At 71.4% G+C, this 16,916-nt stretch carries 13 protein-coding genes and 1 pseudogene; 11 read left to right on the top strand and 3 right to left on the bottom strand.

Translation table 11 applies throughout. The features are described 5' to 3' along the window. Positions 1-609, top strand: a pseudogene (locus VLF38_RS07100) (tRNA dimethylallyltransferase); the annotation flags it as partial. A 75-nt stretch (positions 610-684) separates the two neighbouring features. Here VLF38_RS07100 and VLF38_RS07095 read toward each other — a convergent pair. Then, positions 685-1,470: a LicD family protein gene (locus VLF38_RS07095; RefSeq protein WP_325270578.1), complete on the bottom strand. Its 786-nt coding sequence runs from the start codon at positions 1,468-1,470 to the stop codon at positions 685-687. A 48-nt stretch (positions 1,471-1,518) separates the two neighbouring features. Between VLF38_RS07095 and VLF38_RS07090 the strand changes: the two genes are divergently transcribed. From VLF38_RS07090 to VLF38_RS07055, 8 genes are all read left to right on the top strand, one after another. Beyond that, complete coding sequence (locus VLF38_RS07090; RefSeq protein ID WP_325270577.1) at positions 1,519-2,064, top strand: dihydrofolate reductase family protein; 546 nt, start codon at positions 1,519-1,521, stop codon at positions 2,062-2,064. Positions 2,065-2,096: 32 nt separating this feature from the next. Beyond that, on the top strand, positions 2,097-2,975 hold the full coding sequence (gene dapF, locus VLF38_RS07085; RefSeq protein WP_325270576.1) for a diaminopimelate epimerase: 879 nt from the start codon (positions 2,097-2,099) through the stop codon (positions 2,973-2,975). A gap of 51 nt (positions 2,976-3,026) precedes the next feature. Further along, positions 3,027-4,553, top strand: a complete 1,527-nt coding sequence (hflX, locus tag VLF38_RS07080) for a GTPase HflX (RefSeq protein WP_325270575.1) — start codon at positions 3,027-3,029, stop codon at positions 4,551-4,553. 64 nt (positions 4,554-4,617) lie between these two features. Next, positions 4,618-5,334, top strand: coding sequence for an SGNH/GDSL hydrolase family protein (locus VLF38_RS07075; RefSeq protein WP_325270574.1), 717 nt, complete (start codon positions 4,618-4,620; stop codon positions 5,332-5,334). A 75-nt stretch (positions 5,335-5,409) separates the two neighbouring features. Then, positions 5,410-7,227: a DUF2207 domain-containing protein gene (locus VLF38_RS07070; RefSeq protein WP_325270573.1), complete on the top strand. Its 1,818-nt coding sequence runs from the start codon at positions 5,410-5,412 to the stop codon at positions 7,225-7,227. Between the two features lie 59 nt (positions 7,228-7,286). Continuing rightward, the gene (locus VLF38_RS07065) at positions 7,287-7,847 is read left to right on the top strand and encodes a LemA family protein (RefSeq protein ID WP_325270572.1); all 561 of its coding nucleotides are present in this window, start codon (positions 7,287-7,289) and stop codon (positions 7,845-7,847) included. Positions 7,848-7,990: 143 nt separating this feature from the next. Next, on the top strand, positions 7,991-10,174 hold the full coding sequence (locus VLF38_RS07060; RefSeq protein WP_325270571.1) for a putative Ig domain-containing protein: 2,184 nt from the start codon (positions 7,991-7,993) through the stop codon (positions 10,172-10,174). An 80-nt stretch (positions 10,175-10,254) separates the two neighbouring features. Then, positions 10,255-12,237 carry an ATP-dependent DNA helicase gene (locus VLF38_RS07055; RefSeq protein ID WP_414689371.1) on the top strand — a complete coding sequence of 661 codons (1,983 nt, stop codon included), beginning with the start codon at positions 10,255-10,257 and terminating at the stop codon, positions 12,235-12,237. 27 nt (positions 12,238-12,264) lie between these two features. Here the strand turns inward: VLF38_RS07055 and VLF38_RS07050 are convergent, their stop codons facing one another. After that, entirely contained in the window at positions 12,265-14,187 is a 1,923-nt protein-coding gene (locus tag VLF38_RS07050; protein WP_325270570.1) for an oxygenase MpaB family protein, read from the bottom strand. Positions 14,188-14,362: 175 nt separating this feature from the next. Between VLF38_RS07050 and VLF38_RS07045 the strand changes: the two genes are divergently transcribed. Together VLF38_RS07045 and VLF38_RS07040 are read left to right on the top strand one after the other, a co-directional pair. Next, a complete protein-coding gene (locus VLF38_RS07045) occupies positions 14,363-14,926 on the top strand; it encodes a DUF6318 family protein (RefSeq protein ID WP_325270569.1) in 564 nt (187 codons plus the stop codon). Positions 14,927-15,359: 433 nt separating this feature from the next. Continuing rightward, positions 15,360-15,779 (top strand): hypothetical protein, encoded by a 420-nt coding sequence (locus VLF38_RS07040; protein WP_325270568.1) that lies wholly within the window; start codon positions 15,360-15,362, stop codon positions 15,777-15,779. A gap of 151 nt (positions 15,780-15,930) precedes the next feature. Here VLF38_RS07040 and VLF38_RS07035 read toward each other — a convergent pair. Beyond that, positions 15,931-16,916: M15 family metallopeptidase (locus VLF38_RS07035; protein ID WP_325270567.1), on the bottom strand; the 986-nt coding region annotated here is incomplete at its 5' end.

Raw genomic sequence — 16,916 nt, 5'->3', positions numbered from 1 at the left:
ATCCTCGACCGCTTCGAGTTCCCCGGGACCGACCCGGCGGTGCGGCACCAGCTCGAGGAGGAGCTCGCCACGGTAGGTCCCGAGGCGATGCACCGGCGGCTGACCGCGGTGGACGCCGAGGCGGCGGCGCGGATCATCCCGGCGAACGGCCGCCGGATCGTGCGCGCGCTCGAGGTCATCGAGCTGACGGGGCAACCGTTCAGCGCCACCCTCCCCACCCTGGAGTACGCCGTGCCCGGCGCGCTGCAGGTCGGCCTGCGGATCGACCGCCCCACCCTCCACGAGCGGATCGCGCTGCGCGTCGAGCTGATGTGGGAGCAGGGCCTGGTCGCCGAGGTCGAGGCGCTGATGGCGCGGGGGCTCGAGGACACGAAGACGGCGATCAAGGCGATCGGCTACCCGGAGACGGTCGCGTTCATCAAGGGCGAGCTGACCGAGGCGGAGTGCAAGGAGCGGATCGTCATCGCGACCCGCCGCTTCGCCCGTCGGCAGGAGCAGTGGACCGCGCGTGACCCCCGAATCCAGTGGTTCGACTGGGATGCGCCCGACCTGGCCGACCGCGTCGTGGAGGCCTGCGACCGCGCGGAAGGCTCGCCTGCGCCCGGCTGAGATCTTTCCGCTCGTTCCTCGCTCCAAGACTCAAGTGCCGGGGCAGTCGACCTCCCGCCCGGCCGCCGACCTCCGTCAGCCGGAGGGCAGGCCCGCCTTCCAGCCAGCGAAACGCTCATGCGCGCGCGGCCAGTCGAAGGCGAAGAGCGGGTCGGGTGTCTCCCAGTCGCCGTAGTTGACGGCGAGGAGCGTGATCGGGTCGGCGGGCAGGGGGAGCTTCACGCCACCCACCTCGCGGATCGCGAGGGGCAGCAGGGCGGACGCCGGGGCCTCGCCGCGACACCACGGCCAGACGTGGAGCCGGTCGTCGGTGGAGACCCAGGCCGGAAAGAGGTCGATGGTGGGCCCGTCGAGGTCGAACTCCGCACCGCGCTCGTGCTCCTGCTTCCGCAGCAGGTCGGCGAGCAGGGCGCGTACGTCGAGCCACGCCGCGGCGGCCTCGTCATCGTCACCTGCGTCGAGCAGGACGGCGATGTCGAGGTCGTCGTCGGTCGGGACGAAGCCGTCGTGGCGGACGATGCCGAGGAGCGTGCCGGAGACGACGAACCAGGTCAGCCCGCGGCGTTCGAGCTCGCTGCCCAGCTCCGCGAGCCGCGCCCACTGGTCGACCTCGAGCGTGTCGAGGCGCGGGTTGTAGCCGTGGATCGTGACGGTGTCGCCTGCCAGGAGCGCGTCGACCCGCCCCTGCACCAGCGCGAAGGAGGCGGCATCGAGAAACGCGCGCACCTGCCGTAGCCGGGCGAGGACCACGCGGTGGTTGCGGCGCGCGGCGACATCGGCGAGGAGCTCGTCCACCACGTCGTTCACCAGCTCCGCCATGAGAGCGGGCTCGGGCTCCGGGGCCGGCGGGTCCTTCTCCACGGGGAGAAGGCTAGACGGCCTGTCGGTGGGCCGTGGCAGGTTGGTGCCATGGCGACGCAGTACTACACCGGATCGAGTCTCGACGGCTTCCTCGCGACCCCCGACCACGACCTCTCCTGGCTGACCAGTCGCGACATCGACCCCGAGGGGCCGATGCACTACGAGGGGTTCGTGCGCGACGTGGGTGCGCTGGTGATGGGGTCGAGCACCTACCAGTGGGTCCTCGACCACCTCGACGAGGAGATGGCCGGACAGTGGCCCTATCAGCAGCCGACGTGGGTGCTCACCCACCGTGACTTCGGCGAGCCGCCCGGCGACATCACGTTCACCGACGCCCCGGTGACCGAGGTGCACCGGGCCGCGCGCGAGGCAGCGGGGGAGCGCAACGTCTGGCTGGTCGGCGGGGGCGACCTCGTCGGGCAGTTCTTCGACGCGCAGCTCCTCGACGAGGTGTGGGTGCAGTTCGCGCCGGTCACGCTCGGGGCCGGTTCGCCACTGCTGCCGCGGAGGGTCGAGCTCGAGCTGCTCGAGGTGGCCCGCAACCGCGACTTCGTCTGCGCGAGGTATGCCGTCGCGACGGATGGCGGCGGCTGAAACCGGCTGGCGCTGCATGGGACGATGAGGGGGTGAGCGGATACCGGTTCCTCAAGGGCCACGGCACGGAGAACGACTTCGTCCTGCTGCCTGACCACGACGGCACGATCCACGGTGCTCTGGCACCCGAGCGCGTCGCCGCGCTGTGCGACCGCCGCGCCGGCATCGGTGCCGACGGCGTCGTCCGTGTGATCCGCACGGAGGCGCTCGCGCTGCACGAGCCGGCCGTCGCGGAGCAGGATGCCGCGTGGTTCATGGACTACCGCAACGCCGACGGCTCGGTCGCCGAGATGTGCGGCAACGCCACCCGCGTCTTCGCCCGCCACCTCCTCGACGAGGGGCTCGTGCCGACCGACGAGCCGGTGCGCATCGCCACGCGGGCGGGCATCAGGACCGTCACCCGCGACGGCGACACCTTCACCACCGACATGGGTACGCCGACACTCGGCCCGAGCTCGACCGTCACCATCGGCCACCAGGGCTGGCCGGCGACCAACGTCGACATGGGCAACCCGCACGCGGTGGCGTTCCTCGATGACCTCGCCGAGGCGGGCCGCCTGTTCGAGGAGCCCGGCTACGACCACAGCGTCTACCCGCACGGCGTCAACATCGAGTTCGTGGTCCGGGTCGGGGAGCGCCACGTCGCGATGCGCGTGCACGAGCGGGGCGCGGGGGAGACCCGCTCCTGCGGCACCGGCGCGTGTGCGGTGCTCGTCGCGACGGCGATCGCCGACGGTGCCCGACCGGGGGCGCTGTCCGGGGCCCTGGCCGGCGCACAGCCCGCCAGCGAGCCGGTGACCTACCGCGTCGACGTACCCGGTGGTGAGCTGACGCTGACCTGGACTCCGGAGGGTCGCGTGCTGCTCGCGGGCCCCGCCGTGATCGTCGCCGAGGGCACCACCACCCTCTGAGCCGATAAGGGTTCGTGCCCGGACCCACCCGCGGCCTAGGCTGGATGGCGTATGAGCAACGCACACGCCACCGGACCCGAGCCCGTCGACCTCAGCGGAGCCCTCGCCGCCACCGAAGGGTGGGGCGACGACTACGAGTCCGGGTACGCCGACGACGACGCTCCGGCGTACGACCCGGAGACCGACGGCTGGCTCCGCGAGGGCGACCCCGAGGAGACCGTCGGCGAGGTCGACCTCGCCGCGCGGCACGCGCTGCGCCGGGTCGCGGGGCTGCGCACCGAGCTCGAGGACATCACCGAGGTCGAGTACCGTCAGCTCCGGCTCGAGCGGGTCATGCTCGTCGGGGTCTGGACCGAGGGCACCGAGCAGGACGCCGAGAACGCGATGGCCGAGCTCGCGCTGCTCGCCGAGACCGCGGGTGCGGAGGTGCTCGACGCGATCTACCAGCGGCGGCAGAAGCCGGACCCGGCGACGTACATCGGCCGCGGCAAGGTCGACGCCGTGCGGGAGATGGTCGAGGCCAACGGTGCCGACACCGTGATCATGGACGGCGAGCTCGCCCCCTCCCAGCTCCGCAACCTCGAGGACAAGATCAAGGTCAAGGTCGTCGACCGTACCGCGCTGATCCTCGACATCTTCGCCCAGCACGCGAAGTCGAAGGAGGGCCAGGCGCAGGTCGAGCTGGCCCAGCTGCAGTACATGAAGCAGCGCCTGCGTGGTTGGGGTGGCAACCTCTCGCGCCAGGCCGGTGGCCGGGTCGCGGGCGGTGAGGGCATCGGTGGCCGTGGCCCCGGTGAGACCAAGATCGAGTCCGACCGCCGCCGGATCAACGACAAGATCGCCAAGCTCCGCCGCGAGCTCAAGGAGATGAAGGGGACCCGCGAGACCAAGCGGGCCAACCGCAAGCGCCACGCGGTGCCGTCGGTCGTCATCGCCGGCTACACCAACGCGGGCAAGTCCTCGCTGCTCAACAAGCTGACCGACGCCGGCGTCCTCGTCGAGAACGCGCTCTTCGCGACGCTCGACCCCACCACGCGGCGTACGACGACGGCGGACGGTCGCGAGTACACGATGTCCGACACCGTCGGCTTCGTCCGGCACCTGCCGCACCAGCTGGTCGAGGCGTTCCGCTCGACGCTGGAGGAGGTCGCGGACGCCGACCTGATCCTCCACGTCGTCGACGGCTCGCACCCCGATCCCGAGGGTCAGATCGCGTCGGTGCGCGAGGTCTTCGCCGAGATCGAGGCGACCGGCGTCCCCGAGCTGATCGTGATCAACAAGGCCGACGCGGCCGACCCGCTCGTGATCGACCGGCTGCTCCGCCGCGAGCCGCACTCCGTCGTCGTCTCGGCCAGGACGGGCGCCGGCATCGCCGACGCGCTCGCGCAGGTCGAGTCGGAGCTGCCCCGCCCGGGGGTGGAGTTCTCGGTGCTGCTGCCGTACTCCCGCGGTGACCTCGTCGACCGGATCCACCGGGCCGGCGAGATCGCGACCCTCGAGCACACCGCCGACGGCACGCTGGTCACCGGCCGCGCCAACGAGGACCTCGCGGGCGAGCTCGCGGCGTACGCCGTCTGACTCCTGGTTGACGAGTTCTGGCGTTCTCCTGCGCGGGGAGCGGTCCTGACCGCACCATGTCCGCGTGGGACTCGTGGGGCGCATGTGTGGTCGTCGGCAGCGACGCCTCCTCGTCGTCCTCGCCGCACTGCTGGCAGCACTCGTCGGTGTCGTCGTGGTGACCGGTGCCGCGTGGTCGAACGACAGGCTGGAGCGGCGCTGCGAGCGCCTCGCCGCTGCCCGTCTGCAGCGTGCCGCCGACGTCACGGGGAGTGGTGACCGCGTGCTCGTCATGGGCGACTCGTGGTCGGCCGGTCGGGGCCTCGAGCGGCCCGCGGACTCGTGGCCCGCGCAGCTCGACGGCCGGGTGCACGTCGACGGGTTCTCCGGCTCGGGCTTCTCGGTCGACGCCTCGCCGTGCGTCGGACGCGCGTATGCCGACCGGGTCGACCAGGCCCTCCAGCGCGCCGGCGCCCGCCCGGACCTCGTCGTCCTCCAGGGCGGCCTCAACGAGACCGACCAGCCAGTTGCCGCCATCCGGTCCGGCGTACGCCGCGTGCTCGCCCGCCTCGAGGCACGCGGGGTCCCCGCTCGCGACATCGTGATCGTCGGCCCGGTCGCGGCACCGCGTCGCGCCGCCGGCGTACCACGGGTGGACGGGGTGCTCGCCGACGAGGCGGCGCGTGCAGGCGTCCTCTACCTGTCGATGGTCCACGTGCAGGTGCCCTACCTCCGCGACCGGCTGCACCCGACGGCGGAGGGGCACGAGGAGTTCGGCCAGGCGGTCGCGGCGCTGCTCTGAGCGCGCTACGTCGTGTCGGAGAGGGCTGTGCACAGCCGCCCCCGGCCGTCGGCGGGCGTGGCTATGCTCGCGACCATGCGGGGGTCGAAGGTCGTGCGGGCACAGAAGGTCGTGGCTGCCTCGACCGCCCTCCTGACGGTGCTGGCGTGTGTGGTCGCGTTCATCGCGGTCGTCGCCTATCCGCTCATCAAGGCGAGCGGAGGTGACGGTGCCGCGGGCTACGACCCGGCGACCATCACGTCCTACGACGCCGACCTGACCGTCGACGAGTCAGGGCGCCTCGAAGCGGTCGAGACGGTGACCGTCGACATGCCGGACTACCGGCACGGCATCTTCCGGTTCTGGGACGTCTCTGACGGCGCGGGCCCCCACCGACGCGCTCTCCCGGAGGGCATCGAGGTCACGCAGGACGGCAAGCCGGCACAGGTCGACCTGAGCTGGGAGTCGGGCCGGAGATACCGGGTCGCGAAGATCGGCGACGCGGGGGAGTACCTCTCGGCGGGCACCCACACCTACGTGATCCGCTACCGCGTCGACGGTGTGCTGCGTGAGCCCGGCGAGCGCACGGTCCGCGGGAGCTGGACCGGTGAGCCGCGGGGCTCCGAGCTGATCTGGGACGTCGTCCCGACGTGGTCCATGCCGATCACCAGGGCCGAGGTCACCGTGGACCTGCCGGGTGAGGCCCACGACGCGCGCTGCGACGTGGCGCTCGTGGGCTGCACGCTCGTCGCGGACGGCGACAAGGTCCGGGTCTCCACCGGCGCGCTCGTCTCCGGCACGCCGGTCACCTTCAGCACACGGCTCGACGTCACGCCCGCCGCAGGCGACACGCTGCCCTGGACCGCCTTCTGGGACCCGGTGCTCGGTCGCAACCTGCCCCTCGCCGTGGTCCTGCTGCTGGCCGGCCTCGCCGCGGTCGTGATCGGCCGGCTCCTCGAGCGGGGCACGCGAGAGCCTGCGCCCGGCTTCCCGGTGCTCTTCGAGCCGCCGGCCGGGCTCGGGCCGATCCAGACGGCGTACATCGCGACCGAGCGGGTGCCTCCCGCCGCGCTCTCGGCGACGCTGCTCCACCTCGGCGAGCGCGGGTTCGTGACGATGGAGCACCACGAGGACAACTCCTGGACCGTCATCGGCGCCAAGCCGAAGGGAGAGTGGGCACAGCTCGACGAGCTCTCGCAGCTGGTCGGCTCCGACCTCGGCATCGACGAGGTCGGCGGTCGGTTCGACGTCGACCGGCACAAGAGCGCCGGCCGCGAGCTCGCCGGCCTCATCAGCGCCCTCCCCGGCCGGGCCCGCCGATGGGCGATCGACTCCGGCAACCTGTCGATGACCGATCACGTGCTGCTGCCGCGCCTCCTGCTGGGTGGAGCGGTGCTGGGCACCCTCCTCCTCGGTTGGCTGAGCCCCCACCTCTTCGGGCTGCTGGCCTGGCCCTTCGCGGGCTTCGTGATCGGCGTCATCGGCGTCGTCCGGACCGAGAGCTCGACCCACCGCACCGCACAGGGCCGCGAGATCTGGTCGCGCGCCGGCGGCTTCCGGCGGATGCTGAGCACCGACTCGGCCGAGTCTCGCTTCGACTTCGCGGCCCGCAAGGACCTCTACACGGCCTACGTCCCCTACGCCGTGGCCTTCGGCTGCGCGGCAGCCTGGGCCCGCAAGTACGAAGCAGCCGTGGGCGAGGTCGCGCCCGTGCCGCTGTGGTACGGCGGGGGCTACGCCGCTGGCAGCAGCGGCAGCTTCGGGTCGGGCTCCTTCGACAGCTTCGATTCCGCGCTCACCTCGTCGATCAGCGCCTACGAGGCCAGTCAGGCCAGCTCGGGCAGTGGCGGCGGCGGTGGCTTCGGCGGGGGTGGCGGCTTCGGTGGCGGCGGTGGAGGTGGCGGCTCGTGGTGAGCCAGCCGCGTGCCACACCGGACTGGTAGAACAGACCCACATCCATCCCAGGGGGACCCATGATCTACGGCATCATCGCGCTCGTCGTCGTGCTGGCGCTGCTCGCCTTCTTCGTCGTCGGCTTCAACAGACTCCGCTCGCAGAACGTCGCAGTCGACGAGGCGCTCGGCGGCATCGACGTGCAGCTGACCCGTCGCGCGGACCTGATCCCCAACCTGGTCAACACCGTCAAGGGCTACGCCGCGCACGAGAAGGGCGTCCTCGAGGAGGTCACCCGCGCGCGTGCCGGCGTCCAGCAGGCCGCCGCGAGCGGCACCGTCGCGGAGAAGTCGGCCGCGGACGCGCTCCTCGGTCAGGCCCTGGGGCGGCTCATGGTGACGGTCGAGGCCTACCCCGACCTCAAGGCCGACCAGAACTTCCAGCAGCTCCAGGCCGAGCTCTCCGGCACCGAGGACAAGCTCGCCTTCGCCCGGCAGTACTACAACGACGCCGCGGCCCGGCTCAACACCTCGATCGCCACCATCCCGTGGAACCTCTTCGCCGGCGTCACCGGCGTCTCGAAGCGCGACTTCTACGACGCCCCCGCAGGCCAGGACGCGGCACCGACCGTCGAGTTCTGAGACGAGGAGGAGCCCGAAAGGGCTATTGCCCCCGAATGCTTCGCATCGGTAGGAATTGCCCTGCGTCTCGGGAGACGGGGAGATCTCCGGTGACGCCCTGAGGGCGGACCAGAGGGGCCCGCCCCGTATCGGGAGGGTTCACCATGTCTGCACTCGCACGGCGTCTCGCCGTGGGGTCGTTGCTCGCGGTCACCACCGCAGCCTCGGCCGTTCAGCTGTCCACAGGTGGCGCATCGGCCGCCAGCACCAACGGGGCCTCTGCGCGCGCCGGCTGCGCGGAGAAGGTCCTCGACCGCGCGCAGCCCGCCGCGGCGGTCGCCCGGCGCGACGCCGCTGCGCTACGCAAGGCGGCCGCGGCCAACCGGCTGACGGTGGCCCAGCTGACCCGCGAAGCCAAGGACAGTCACCTCTGGCTCGACTCCTGCGGCATGCGCTTCATGGTCGAGGAGAAGGCACCGGCAGCGGCCGCGGCAGCGCTGCCCACGGCGACCGCGCCCCGGCCGCTCGCGGAGACCTTCGACCTGGCATCGAAGCCCGGCTCCAACCGCACGATCTACCTCGACTTCACCGGAGACACCGTCACCGGCACCGCGTGGAACCAGAAGTACGGCGCGGAGATCGTCGCCACGCCGTACTCGATCGACGCGACCGTCGACACGAACTTCTCCGACGCCGAGCTGACCCAGATCCAGCGGGTCTGGCAGACGGTTGCCGAGGACTACGCGCCGTTCGACGTCAACGTCACCACGCACGACCCGGGCGCTGCAGCGATCGATCGCACCGACGCGGCCGACCAGGTCTTCGGCACCCGCGCGCTGATCACCAAGGGCGGCCCCGTCTACGACAGCTGTGGCTGTGGCGGCGTCGCCTACATCAACGTCTTCTCGACGACCGGCAACAACCACGGCTACTACCAGCCGGCGTGGGTCTTCACCAACGGTGTCGGCACCGACGGCAAGAGCGTCGGCGAGGCCACGTCGCACGAGGTCGGACACAACTTCGGACTGAGCCACGACGGCACCTCCACGCAGGGCTACTACGGCGGCGCGGCTCCCTGGGCGCCGATCATGGGCGTCGGCTACTACCAGCCGGTGACGCAGTGGTCGAAGGGCGAGTACTCCGGCGCGAACCAGCAGCAGGACGACCTGGCGATCATCGCCAACGGCGCACCGCTGCGCGCGGACGACCACGGCGGCACCACCGCCACCGCGACCGCGCTCGCCTCGGGTACGCCGGTCAACGGCGTCATCACCAGCCGCGACGACGTCGACGCCTTCACGGTCACCGGCTCGGGCAGCACCACGATCTCCGTCACACCGACCGACGGCGTACCGAACCTGGACGTGAAGCTCACCGTGCGCGATGCAGCGGGAGCCGTCGTGGCGACCGTGGACCCGGCGGTCGCCCGGGTCTCCACCGGCCAGGCGAGCGGTCTCGACGCGACCTGGACGGGCAACCTGCCCGCAGGCGGGGCGACGTACACGGTGGAGGTCGACGGCATCGGCAGCGGTGACCCGTTGGTCGCAGGCCTGTACAGCGACTACGCCTCGCTCGGCAACTACCAGATCGCCGCCACGACATCGGCGACCCCGCCGCCCGCCAACACCGTCACGGTGACGGCCCCGGGCACCCAGGCGGCCACGGTCGGGACGCCGACGTCGCTCCAGCTGCGGGCGACCGACTCGGCGGCTGGCGAGACGCTCACCTGGAGCGCGACCGGGCTGCCCGCCGGCCTCACCGTCAACGCGGCCACCGGTCTCGTCAGCGGTACGCCGACCACCGCCGGCTCCGTCGCCACCACCGTCACCGCGAAGGACTCGACCGGTGCCTCTGGTTCCGCGACCTTCACCTGGAACGTCGCCCCCGCACCGACCCCGTGCACCGGACAGAAGCTCGGCAACCCCGGCTTCGAGACCGGCACCGCGGCACCGTGGACGGCGACCGCCGGTGTCATCAGCAACAGCACCGCGAAGCCGGCCCGCACCGGGTCGTGGAAGGCGTGGCTCGGCGGCAACGGCCGGACCTCCACCGAGACGCTGTCGCAGCAGGTCACCATCCCGGCCGGCTGCAAGGCGACGCTGAAGTTCTGGCTCGCCATCGACAGCGCCGAGAGCACGTGGACGGCGTACGACAAGCTCGCCGTGAAGGTCGGTACCACCACGCTCGCGACGTACTCCAACCGCAACAAGGGAGGTGGCTACGTGGAGCGGAGCTTCGACCTCTCGGCGTACGCCGGGCAGACCGTGACACTCTCCTTCAACGAGTCGGAGGACTTCTCGCTGCAGACGTCGTTCGTCGTCGATGACACCTCGCTGACGCTCTCCTGAGCTGAGGCCCATCCACAGCCCCCGCTGGACGCCCACGGCGTACGGCGGGGGCTGTCGGTCCGCCCGTCTAGGCTGCTCCGGTGCCTGAAGCTTCCCCGTCCCGTGTCCGCGAGGTCCTCGCGGAGGCCGTGAGCGCGCTGGGAGGCGTCGAGCGACCCGGCCAGGTCGCGATGGCCGAGGCCGTCGGCCAGGCGCTGGAGGAGCAGGAGCACCTGCTCGTGCAGGCCGGCACGGGCACCGGCAAGTCGCTCGGCTACCTCGTGCCCTCCCTGCTCCACCGCGACCGCGTCGTCGTGGCGACGGCGACGCTCGCGCTGCAGCACCAGCTCGTCGAGCGCGACCTGCCACGGCTGATGGACGCGATCGGCCACCACCGCGACATCGACACGTCGTACGCCGTGTTGAAGGGCCGCTCCAACTACGCCTGCCTGCACCGCATCCGGGAGGGTGTGCCCGACGAGCAGGGCGTGCTGGTCGAGGCGCCGCTGGGTGAGCTGGGCAAGCAGGTCGTCGAGCTGCGCGAGTGGGCCGAGGACGAGGCCAAGCGCGGCCTCAGCGGCGAGCGCGACAACGCGCCGCGCCACACCGAGCGGGTCTGGCGGCAGGTCAGCGTCAGTGCGCGCGAGTGCCTCGGCAAGGCCAAGTGCGCTTTCGGTGAGGAGTGCTTCGCCGAGCAGGCGAAGGAGAAGGCTGCCCAGTCACAGCTCGTCATCACCAACCACAGCCTGCTCGCGATCGATGCGATCGAGGGCATTCCGATGATCCCGGAGTACGACGCGGTCGTCATCGACGAGGCCCACGAGCTCGTGGCCCGGGTGACGCAGGCGGCCTCGTCGGAGCTGGCGCCCGGTGACGTCGAGCGGGCCGGGCGGCGTGCGGCCCGCCAGGTCGACGGACGCGAGGCCGACGAGCTGCTCGACGCGGCCGAGGCGCTCTCCGACGCGATCGCCGAGCTCCACCCCGGGCGCATCGAGCGGATGCCCGTCGAGCTGGCCGACGCCCTCGCGCTGGTCCGTGACGCGGCGCGCGCGTGCGTCTCGGCGTTCCCGAAGGAGAAGTCGGGCGACGACGCCGATGCGGGGAAGACGCAGGCCAAGGCGATGGTCGGCGACGTGCTCGCGGTCGCCGAGCGGATGGCCGCCGACCTCGACTCCGATGTGCTGTGGCGCAACGACCGGCTCCCGCAGCACGGCGGACCCCAGCTCTGCCTGGCGCCGCTGCAGGTCTGGGGCCAGATCCGCGACAAGCTGCTCGCGGACAAGACGGTGGTCTTCACCTCCGCCACCTTGATGCTCGGTGGTGACTTCGGCGTGGTCGCCTCTTCGGTGGGCTTGAAGCCGACCGAGCGGGTCGCCGACGAGGCCGAGTCGCCGGGCCGTGGCGAGGGCGTGCAGCCGTGGCGGGGCCTCGACGTCGGCTCGCCGTTCGACTATGCGAAGCAGGGGATGCTGTACGTCGCCCGGCACCTCCCGCCTCCCGGGCGCGACGGCCTGGTCAAGGCGCAGCTCGACGAGATCGTGGAGCTGATCGACGCCGCCGACGGGCGCACGCTCGGGCTCTTCTCCTCGAAGCGCGCGGCGGAGGCTGCCGCCGAGGAGGTCCGCACGCGCCTGCCGCACCTGACCTGCCTTGCTCAGGGCGATGCGCAGCTGCCGGAGCTGGCAAAGCAGTTCGTCGCCGACCCGCACACGGTCCTCTTCGGCACCCTCTCGCTGTGGCAGGGCCTCGACGTCCCTGGTGACACGTGCACGCTGGTGCTCATCGACCGGATCCCCTTTCCGCGCCCGGACGACCCGCTGATGTCGGCCCGGCAGAAGGCGGCGGACCGCGCCGGAGCGAACGGCTTCATGTCGGTCGCCGCGACCCACGCCGCGCTCCTGATGGCGCAGGGCGCCGGCCGCCTGATTCGCACCTCCTCCGACCGTGGTGTCGTTGCCGTCCTCGACCCGCGCCTGGCCACCGCCCGTTACGGCGGGTTCCTCCGTGCCTCACTTCCGCCGATGTGGCCGACGGTCGACCCGCAGATGGTGCGGGGTGCGCTGAAGCGGCTCGCGGGCAGCTGAACGCGGTGCGGTCGGCGTGCGTCGACGTCAGTCGAGACTGCCGAGGATCGGCTGCGACTCGATGAGGCCGTCCTCCTGCGGTGCCGTGCCCTCGGTGAAGACCCGGCGCACCTGCGTCGCGCGGAAGTCAGCGTGGGCCTGGGCAGGAGGCTCGAAGCCGTACTCCGCCTGGGCCTCGCGGGGTGTCATCCTCCGGGGCGAGAGGGCCGGGAGCTCCTGCAGGACGGGGCCCGCCAGCGACAGCGTCATCGGCGAGAGGATCCGCAGCAGCATCAGCTGCACGGCGGTGCTGCGGCGGACCGCCCAGAACGTCGCGCGCAGCACCGGCCTGACCGCTGCGTCGAGGAGCGGGCTGACCGGGAGCCCGGCCATCTCGCGCATCCACGCCGGCATCGTGGCGAGCGTGCCGCGCCGCAGGACCCGGGTGACCACGAACGTCCCGGGCCGCAGCAGGGGCGACATCCGCGGGAGCATGACCTCGGCCTGCAGGAGGTGGTTCATGGCAGCCCTCGCCGACTCCGACCCGGCCAGCTGCGGCCGCATCGCCTCGAAGTAGGCCCGTACGTCGTCGCGCGTTCGCGGCACCTGGGCGGGGTCGCAGGTCTGGAGCTCGGCGGCGCGGGCGCACTCGGCCCAGTACTGCGCCTCCTCCTCCGGGGTCAGCGGCCCAGGCCCGTAGCGCTCGTACGCCATCAGGATCGAGTGCCAGGCCGTCACCAGGATCCAGAGCTGGGACTCCGGGTCGTTCGCGTCGTAGCGGGAGCCGGTGACGGGGTCAAGGCCGACGCCCTTGGCGTGGATCCGGACGAGCACGTCTGCGGCCTTGGCGGTCGAGCGGCTGTCGCCGAAGGCAACCATCGCGAAGTAGCGCAGGGTGCGGTCGTAGCGGGTCCGCGGGCAGTCGTAGATGCCGTGGGTCTTCGTCACCGCCGCGACGAGGTGGGGGTCGAGCTCCTCGATGACGACCGCGCGCTGGAAGCCGATCGTGACGCTGGTCGGGTAGCTCCAGACCTTCCACGTGACACTGCCCGGACCGTAGAAGCCGTAGTCCTCAGCCGGCTCGAACGTCGGTGACGCGAAGACCTCGGGGAAGTCCTTGTCCACCTGGTGCAGCAGGACGCCGGCCGCGGCGACGCCCGCCAGCAGGCCGAGCCAGGCGAGGAGCACGATGCCGTTCCGCACGTCCAGGTGGACCTCGTTGCGGAAGAGGAGCAGCGCGCCCGCCGCCAGCACGACGTACGTGACCAAGCCGGTGAGCGCGGCGCCGAGGTCGCGCGGCGCGGCCCGTCGTACGCCGTGGACGATGCCGACGCCGATGGCGAGATGGATCGCGGCGAGCGCTCGCAGGTCGAGGGTGCTCGCCTCGAACGGCACCCACCGGCCGGCCCGCTCGGGGGAGGCCATGACGACGAGCGCCCCGGCGAGGAGGGGAGCGGCTGCGAGGTAGCCGCCGAGGCGGAGCAGCCCTGACCGGCCGCGTTCCGGCAGGCCCGCGGCTCGCAACGTCCGGATGCAGAGCAGGAGGGCGATCGGGATGGCCACCATGGCGGGGACCCAGCCGAGCACGAGCACGCGACTGATCGTCAGCGGGCCGAGTGGGTCCATCTTCCCGAGCTCGCGGAGGTGGAGGGCCGTTGTCACGGCGAGTCCGAGCACCCCGACCAGGAGGACCACCGACGTCAGGTCCGCGGCCGGCCGCTCGCCTCCCCGTGACCGCAGGGCGAGGGCGGACGCCGCGACGAACCCGGCCGCCGTCAACGCCGCCGCGAGTGGCGACGCCGGAGCCCACACGAACGCCGTCGGCGCCCAGGCCCCGAACAGCAGCAGCGCCGCCATCGGTGGGGAGAGGAGCCCCACCGCGTCGTGCACGCCGTGCGTCAGCGCGGCGGGATCGGGCTCGGGCTCGGACCAGGCAGTCGGGGTGCCGGCGGAGAGGGACGCGTCGTTCATGGACCGAGGCTACGACGTTCTTCGCCCAATTACTACCTATAAGTAGTAATTGATCGGGACGCTGGTGGAGGGTGCGCTGTGGAGGAGCACTTCCCGAGGTCGCCCGGTCGGCATACGGTGCTCCTGCGTGCTCGTCCTTGCGGGCGCGGCTTCTCGGGAACCAAGGACGGCCCTCATGGCTCTGCAACGACTGACAACGCTCGCTCTGGTGGGTGCGCTTGCCTTGGGTGTCTCTGCCTGCGGTGACGATTCGCCGTCGCCCGCGCCGAGTACGTCGTCGGCCGCGGCCTCGCCGACTCCGTCGGCCACTGGCCCAGCTGCACCGGTGTTGCCGGAGCTGGCTGCGCGGAACGACGCGGTCGGCGCGAAGGCGTTCCTGAGGTACTGGGTCAGCTCAGTTTCGTACGCGATGAAGACGGGCGATACGACCGGGCTTCTTCGGGCCTCGACGAAGGAGTGCAAGTCCTGCGCAAAGATCGCCTCTGAGATTGACTCGATCTACGCCGGGGGTGGTCATTTGGAAGGCGGCGGATGGCGGATCGTGGCGATTGAGCCCGATCCGCGACTGAAGCCGCCCCTCTATCGACTCGCTGTGCGTCTCGTTCAGGCTTCCCAGCGAGTCGTTGATGGCAGTGGGGCCGTGACCAGCAGACGAGCGCAGGAAGAGGCCCTCTTCTTTGCCGGCGTCCGATGGGAGGCCGGATTCAGGTTCTTCGGTCTGGAGCGGATCGATGACTAGGCGTCGACGGTCAGCTCGGATCGTTCCCGCAGTGCTTTGGTGGATGATGGTCGTCCCTGTCGATTCCGCGGCTGCCACCGAACCGCCCGAGCCGCCGAGCACCAATGTGACGCCCGGCGACGGCGACTTCCTGGGGCATGGAATCGACAATGTCGCCGAGGTAAGTGGGAACGGTGGGGGCTCCGGGGCAGTGCAGGACGTCGCGGACTCGGCTCCGGCGGAGCTTCCACTTTGTGGCAACGGCGAGGCCGTTGGTTCTTGCCAGCCCGTGACCACGTGTGAGCCAGATCCTGACTCACCGACCGGCCATCGGGAGTTGACGTCTTACGGCTATAGCCCTGTCAACAGCGACTTCAGTTTGGGAGAGCCCTGTACGCCCGAACAAGCCGCGAGGCCGTCTCTTCCCGCGCAGGTGCTGCAAGCGTTCCGGCGGGTGCCACTGCCGGAGCCCCAGCTGAGCATCCAGCCACCCAAGGGCAAGACGCTCGTCGGCCTCGAGACGATCTTCTCCACCAGGGCAGAGCCGTTCACCCGGACCCTGACGCTTCTGGGCCGTCGGATCACGCTGCGCATCGAGCCGAGCAGCTTCCTGTGGCACCACGGTGACGGCACCAGTCAGACGACGGACTGGTCAGGCAAGGCGTGGGATCGCGACGAGCCGGAGATCGACGGTTACCTGACGCACGTCTACGAGCACACCGGCACCGTCCGACCGAGTGTCGAGGTGACCTGGTCAGCCGAGTTCCGCGTCGGCGGGGGAGCGTGGCAGCCGGTGAACGGCACAGTGACCCGAGCAGGTGCGCCGGTGCCGCTGCAGGTCCTCGAGGGCCAGCCGGTGCTCAACTCGTATTGAGGTGCGGTCACGCCTCAATCGAAATTGAGTGTCCACCACCGCCTCCGGCGCCCACACCTGCGGAAGTGCAGTCGCGCCCCGCGACTTAATGAACGTTCATGAAGAAGCCGGCCCCTCGCTCCGGCGCCCCGACGCACGTCTACCCACCCACCTACTTGTTGTTGCGGGAGAAGTGGTGGAGGTCCTTCAGGGAGTTCCAGTTGCCGCCCCACTCCCACCCCACCTTGCCGAACGCCGCGATCGCGGCCGGCGTGAGCATCCCGGGGCGAACCCGCCCGCGATCCAGGTAGGCACCCGCGAGCTCGGGCAGGAGGAGGGCGCCCTTGATGTACGGGTTCTGGAACTCGTTCACGTCGACGGCCAGGCCGTAGGCGTGCTGGCTGTACGACGTCGACCCGACGGTCACCCGGCAGACGAACGCCGAGGTGTTGTTGCCGTCTCCGGTCGGTGGCGCATCGAGCTCGTCGCGGCGCGTCACGCGCATCTCCTCGAGCGGAAAACGCTGGTCCCAGAGATCCTGGAAGACGGTGACCATGTCGTCGGCGACGCTGCGGTTCACGAGCAGCTCGCCGGTGTGGCGGGCGCCGTCGAAGCCCCTAAAGGTCAGCCGGATCCACGCTAGGTCCGCGACCCCCACCGGGCAGCCCGGTTCCCACGTCGACCGCGCGATGACCGCTGCTGGCGCCGGCGTGACAACAGTCGATCGAAAGCCGCGGCCCGGCAGCATCGGCACGGTGTCGGGCAGAGTGAAGCGCCGATTGCGCAGCTCCGGCGGCGTCGGCTGCCGTACGCCGAACCCGTCAGCCGTCTCCGGCAGCGGCCGCTTGCCGAGCCAGGCCGGAGGCACCGTGCCCAAGGGCGGCTTCGAGGCGGCGGGCGACGGATCGTTGGCCATCGAGCTCGCAGCCGCAGCGGCGGACGACGCCAGATCGCCCGCCCCGTCGCCCGACCCAGACGCCGCCCCAGACGGAGCAGCGGAGGCGGGGCCCGACGACGTCGTCGACCCACCAGCGCCTGGCCCATCAGCACCCGCCCCACCCAGCGGCTCACACGCCGTCACCAGCAGCACGGAGAGCGCGAGGCCGGCGAGGCAGCCGGCGCTGCGGCGTACGGGGGAGAGGGCCATGAACGCAATCG

Origin of the sequence: Nocardioides sp. (assembly GCF_035481145.1) — a bacterium.
GTDB lineage: Bacteria > Actinomycetota > Actinomycetes > Propionibacteriales > Nocardioidaceae > Nocardioides.
Note: the sequence above shows the minus strand (reverse complement) of the source record. Positions and strands in the feature narration are given on the sequence as shown.

Excerpts from the sequence above, each read along its gene's own strand:
- VLF38_RS07090 (WP_325270577.1), top strand. The coding sequence starts at position 1,519 with ATGGCGACGCAGTACTACACCGGATCGAGTCTCGACGGCTTCCTCGCG.
- hflX (WP_325270575.1), top strand. The coding sequence starts at position 3,027 with ATGAGCAACGCACACGCCACCGGACCCGAGCCCGTCGACCTCAGCGGA.
- VLF38_RS07070 (WP_325270573.1), top strand. The coding sequence starts at position 5,410 with ATGCGGGGGTCGAAGGTCGTGCGGGCACAGAAGGTCGTGGCTGCCTCG.
- VLF38_RS07065 (WP_325270572.1), top strand. The coding sequence starts at position 7,287 with ATGATCTACGGCATCATCGCGCTCGTCGTCGTGCTGGCGCTGCTCGCC.
- VLF38_RS07060 (WP_325270571.1), top strand. The coding sequence starts at position 7,991 with ATGTCTGCACTCGCACGGCGTCTCGCCGTGGGGTCGTTGCTCGCGGTC.
- VLF38_RS07050 (WP_325270570.1), bottom strand. The coding sequence starts at position 14,187 with ATGAACGACGCGTCCCTCTCCGCCGGCACCCCGACTGCCTGGTCCGAG.
- VLF38_RS07045 (WP_325270569.1), top strand. The coding sequence starts at position 14,363 with ATGGCTCTGCAACGACTGACAACGCTCGCTCTGGTGGGTGCGCTTGCC.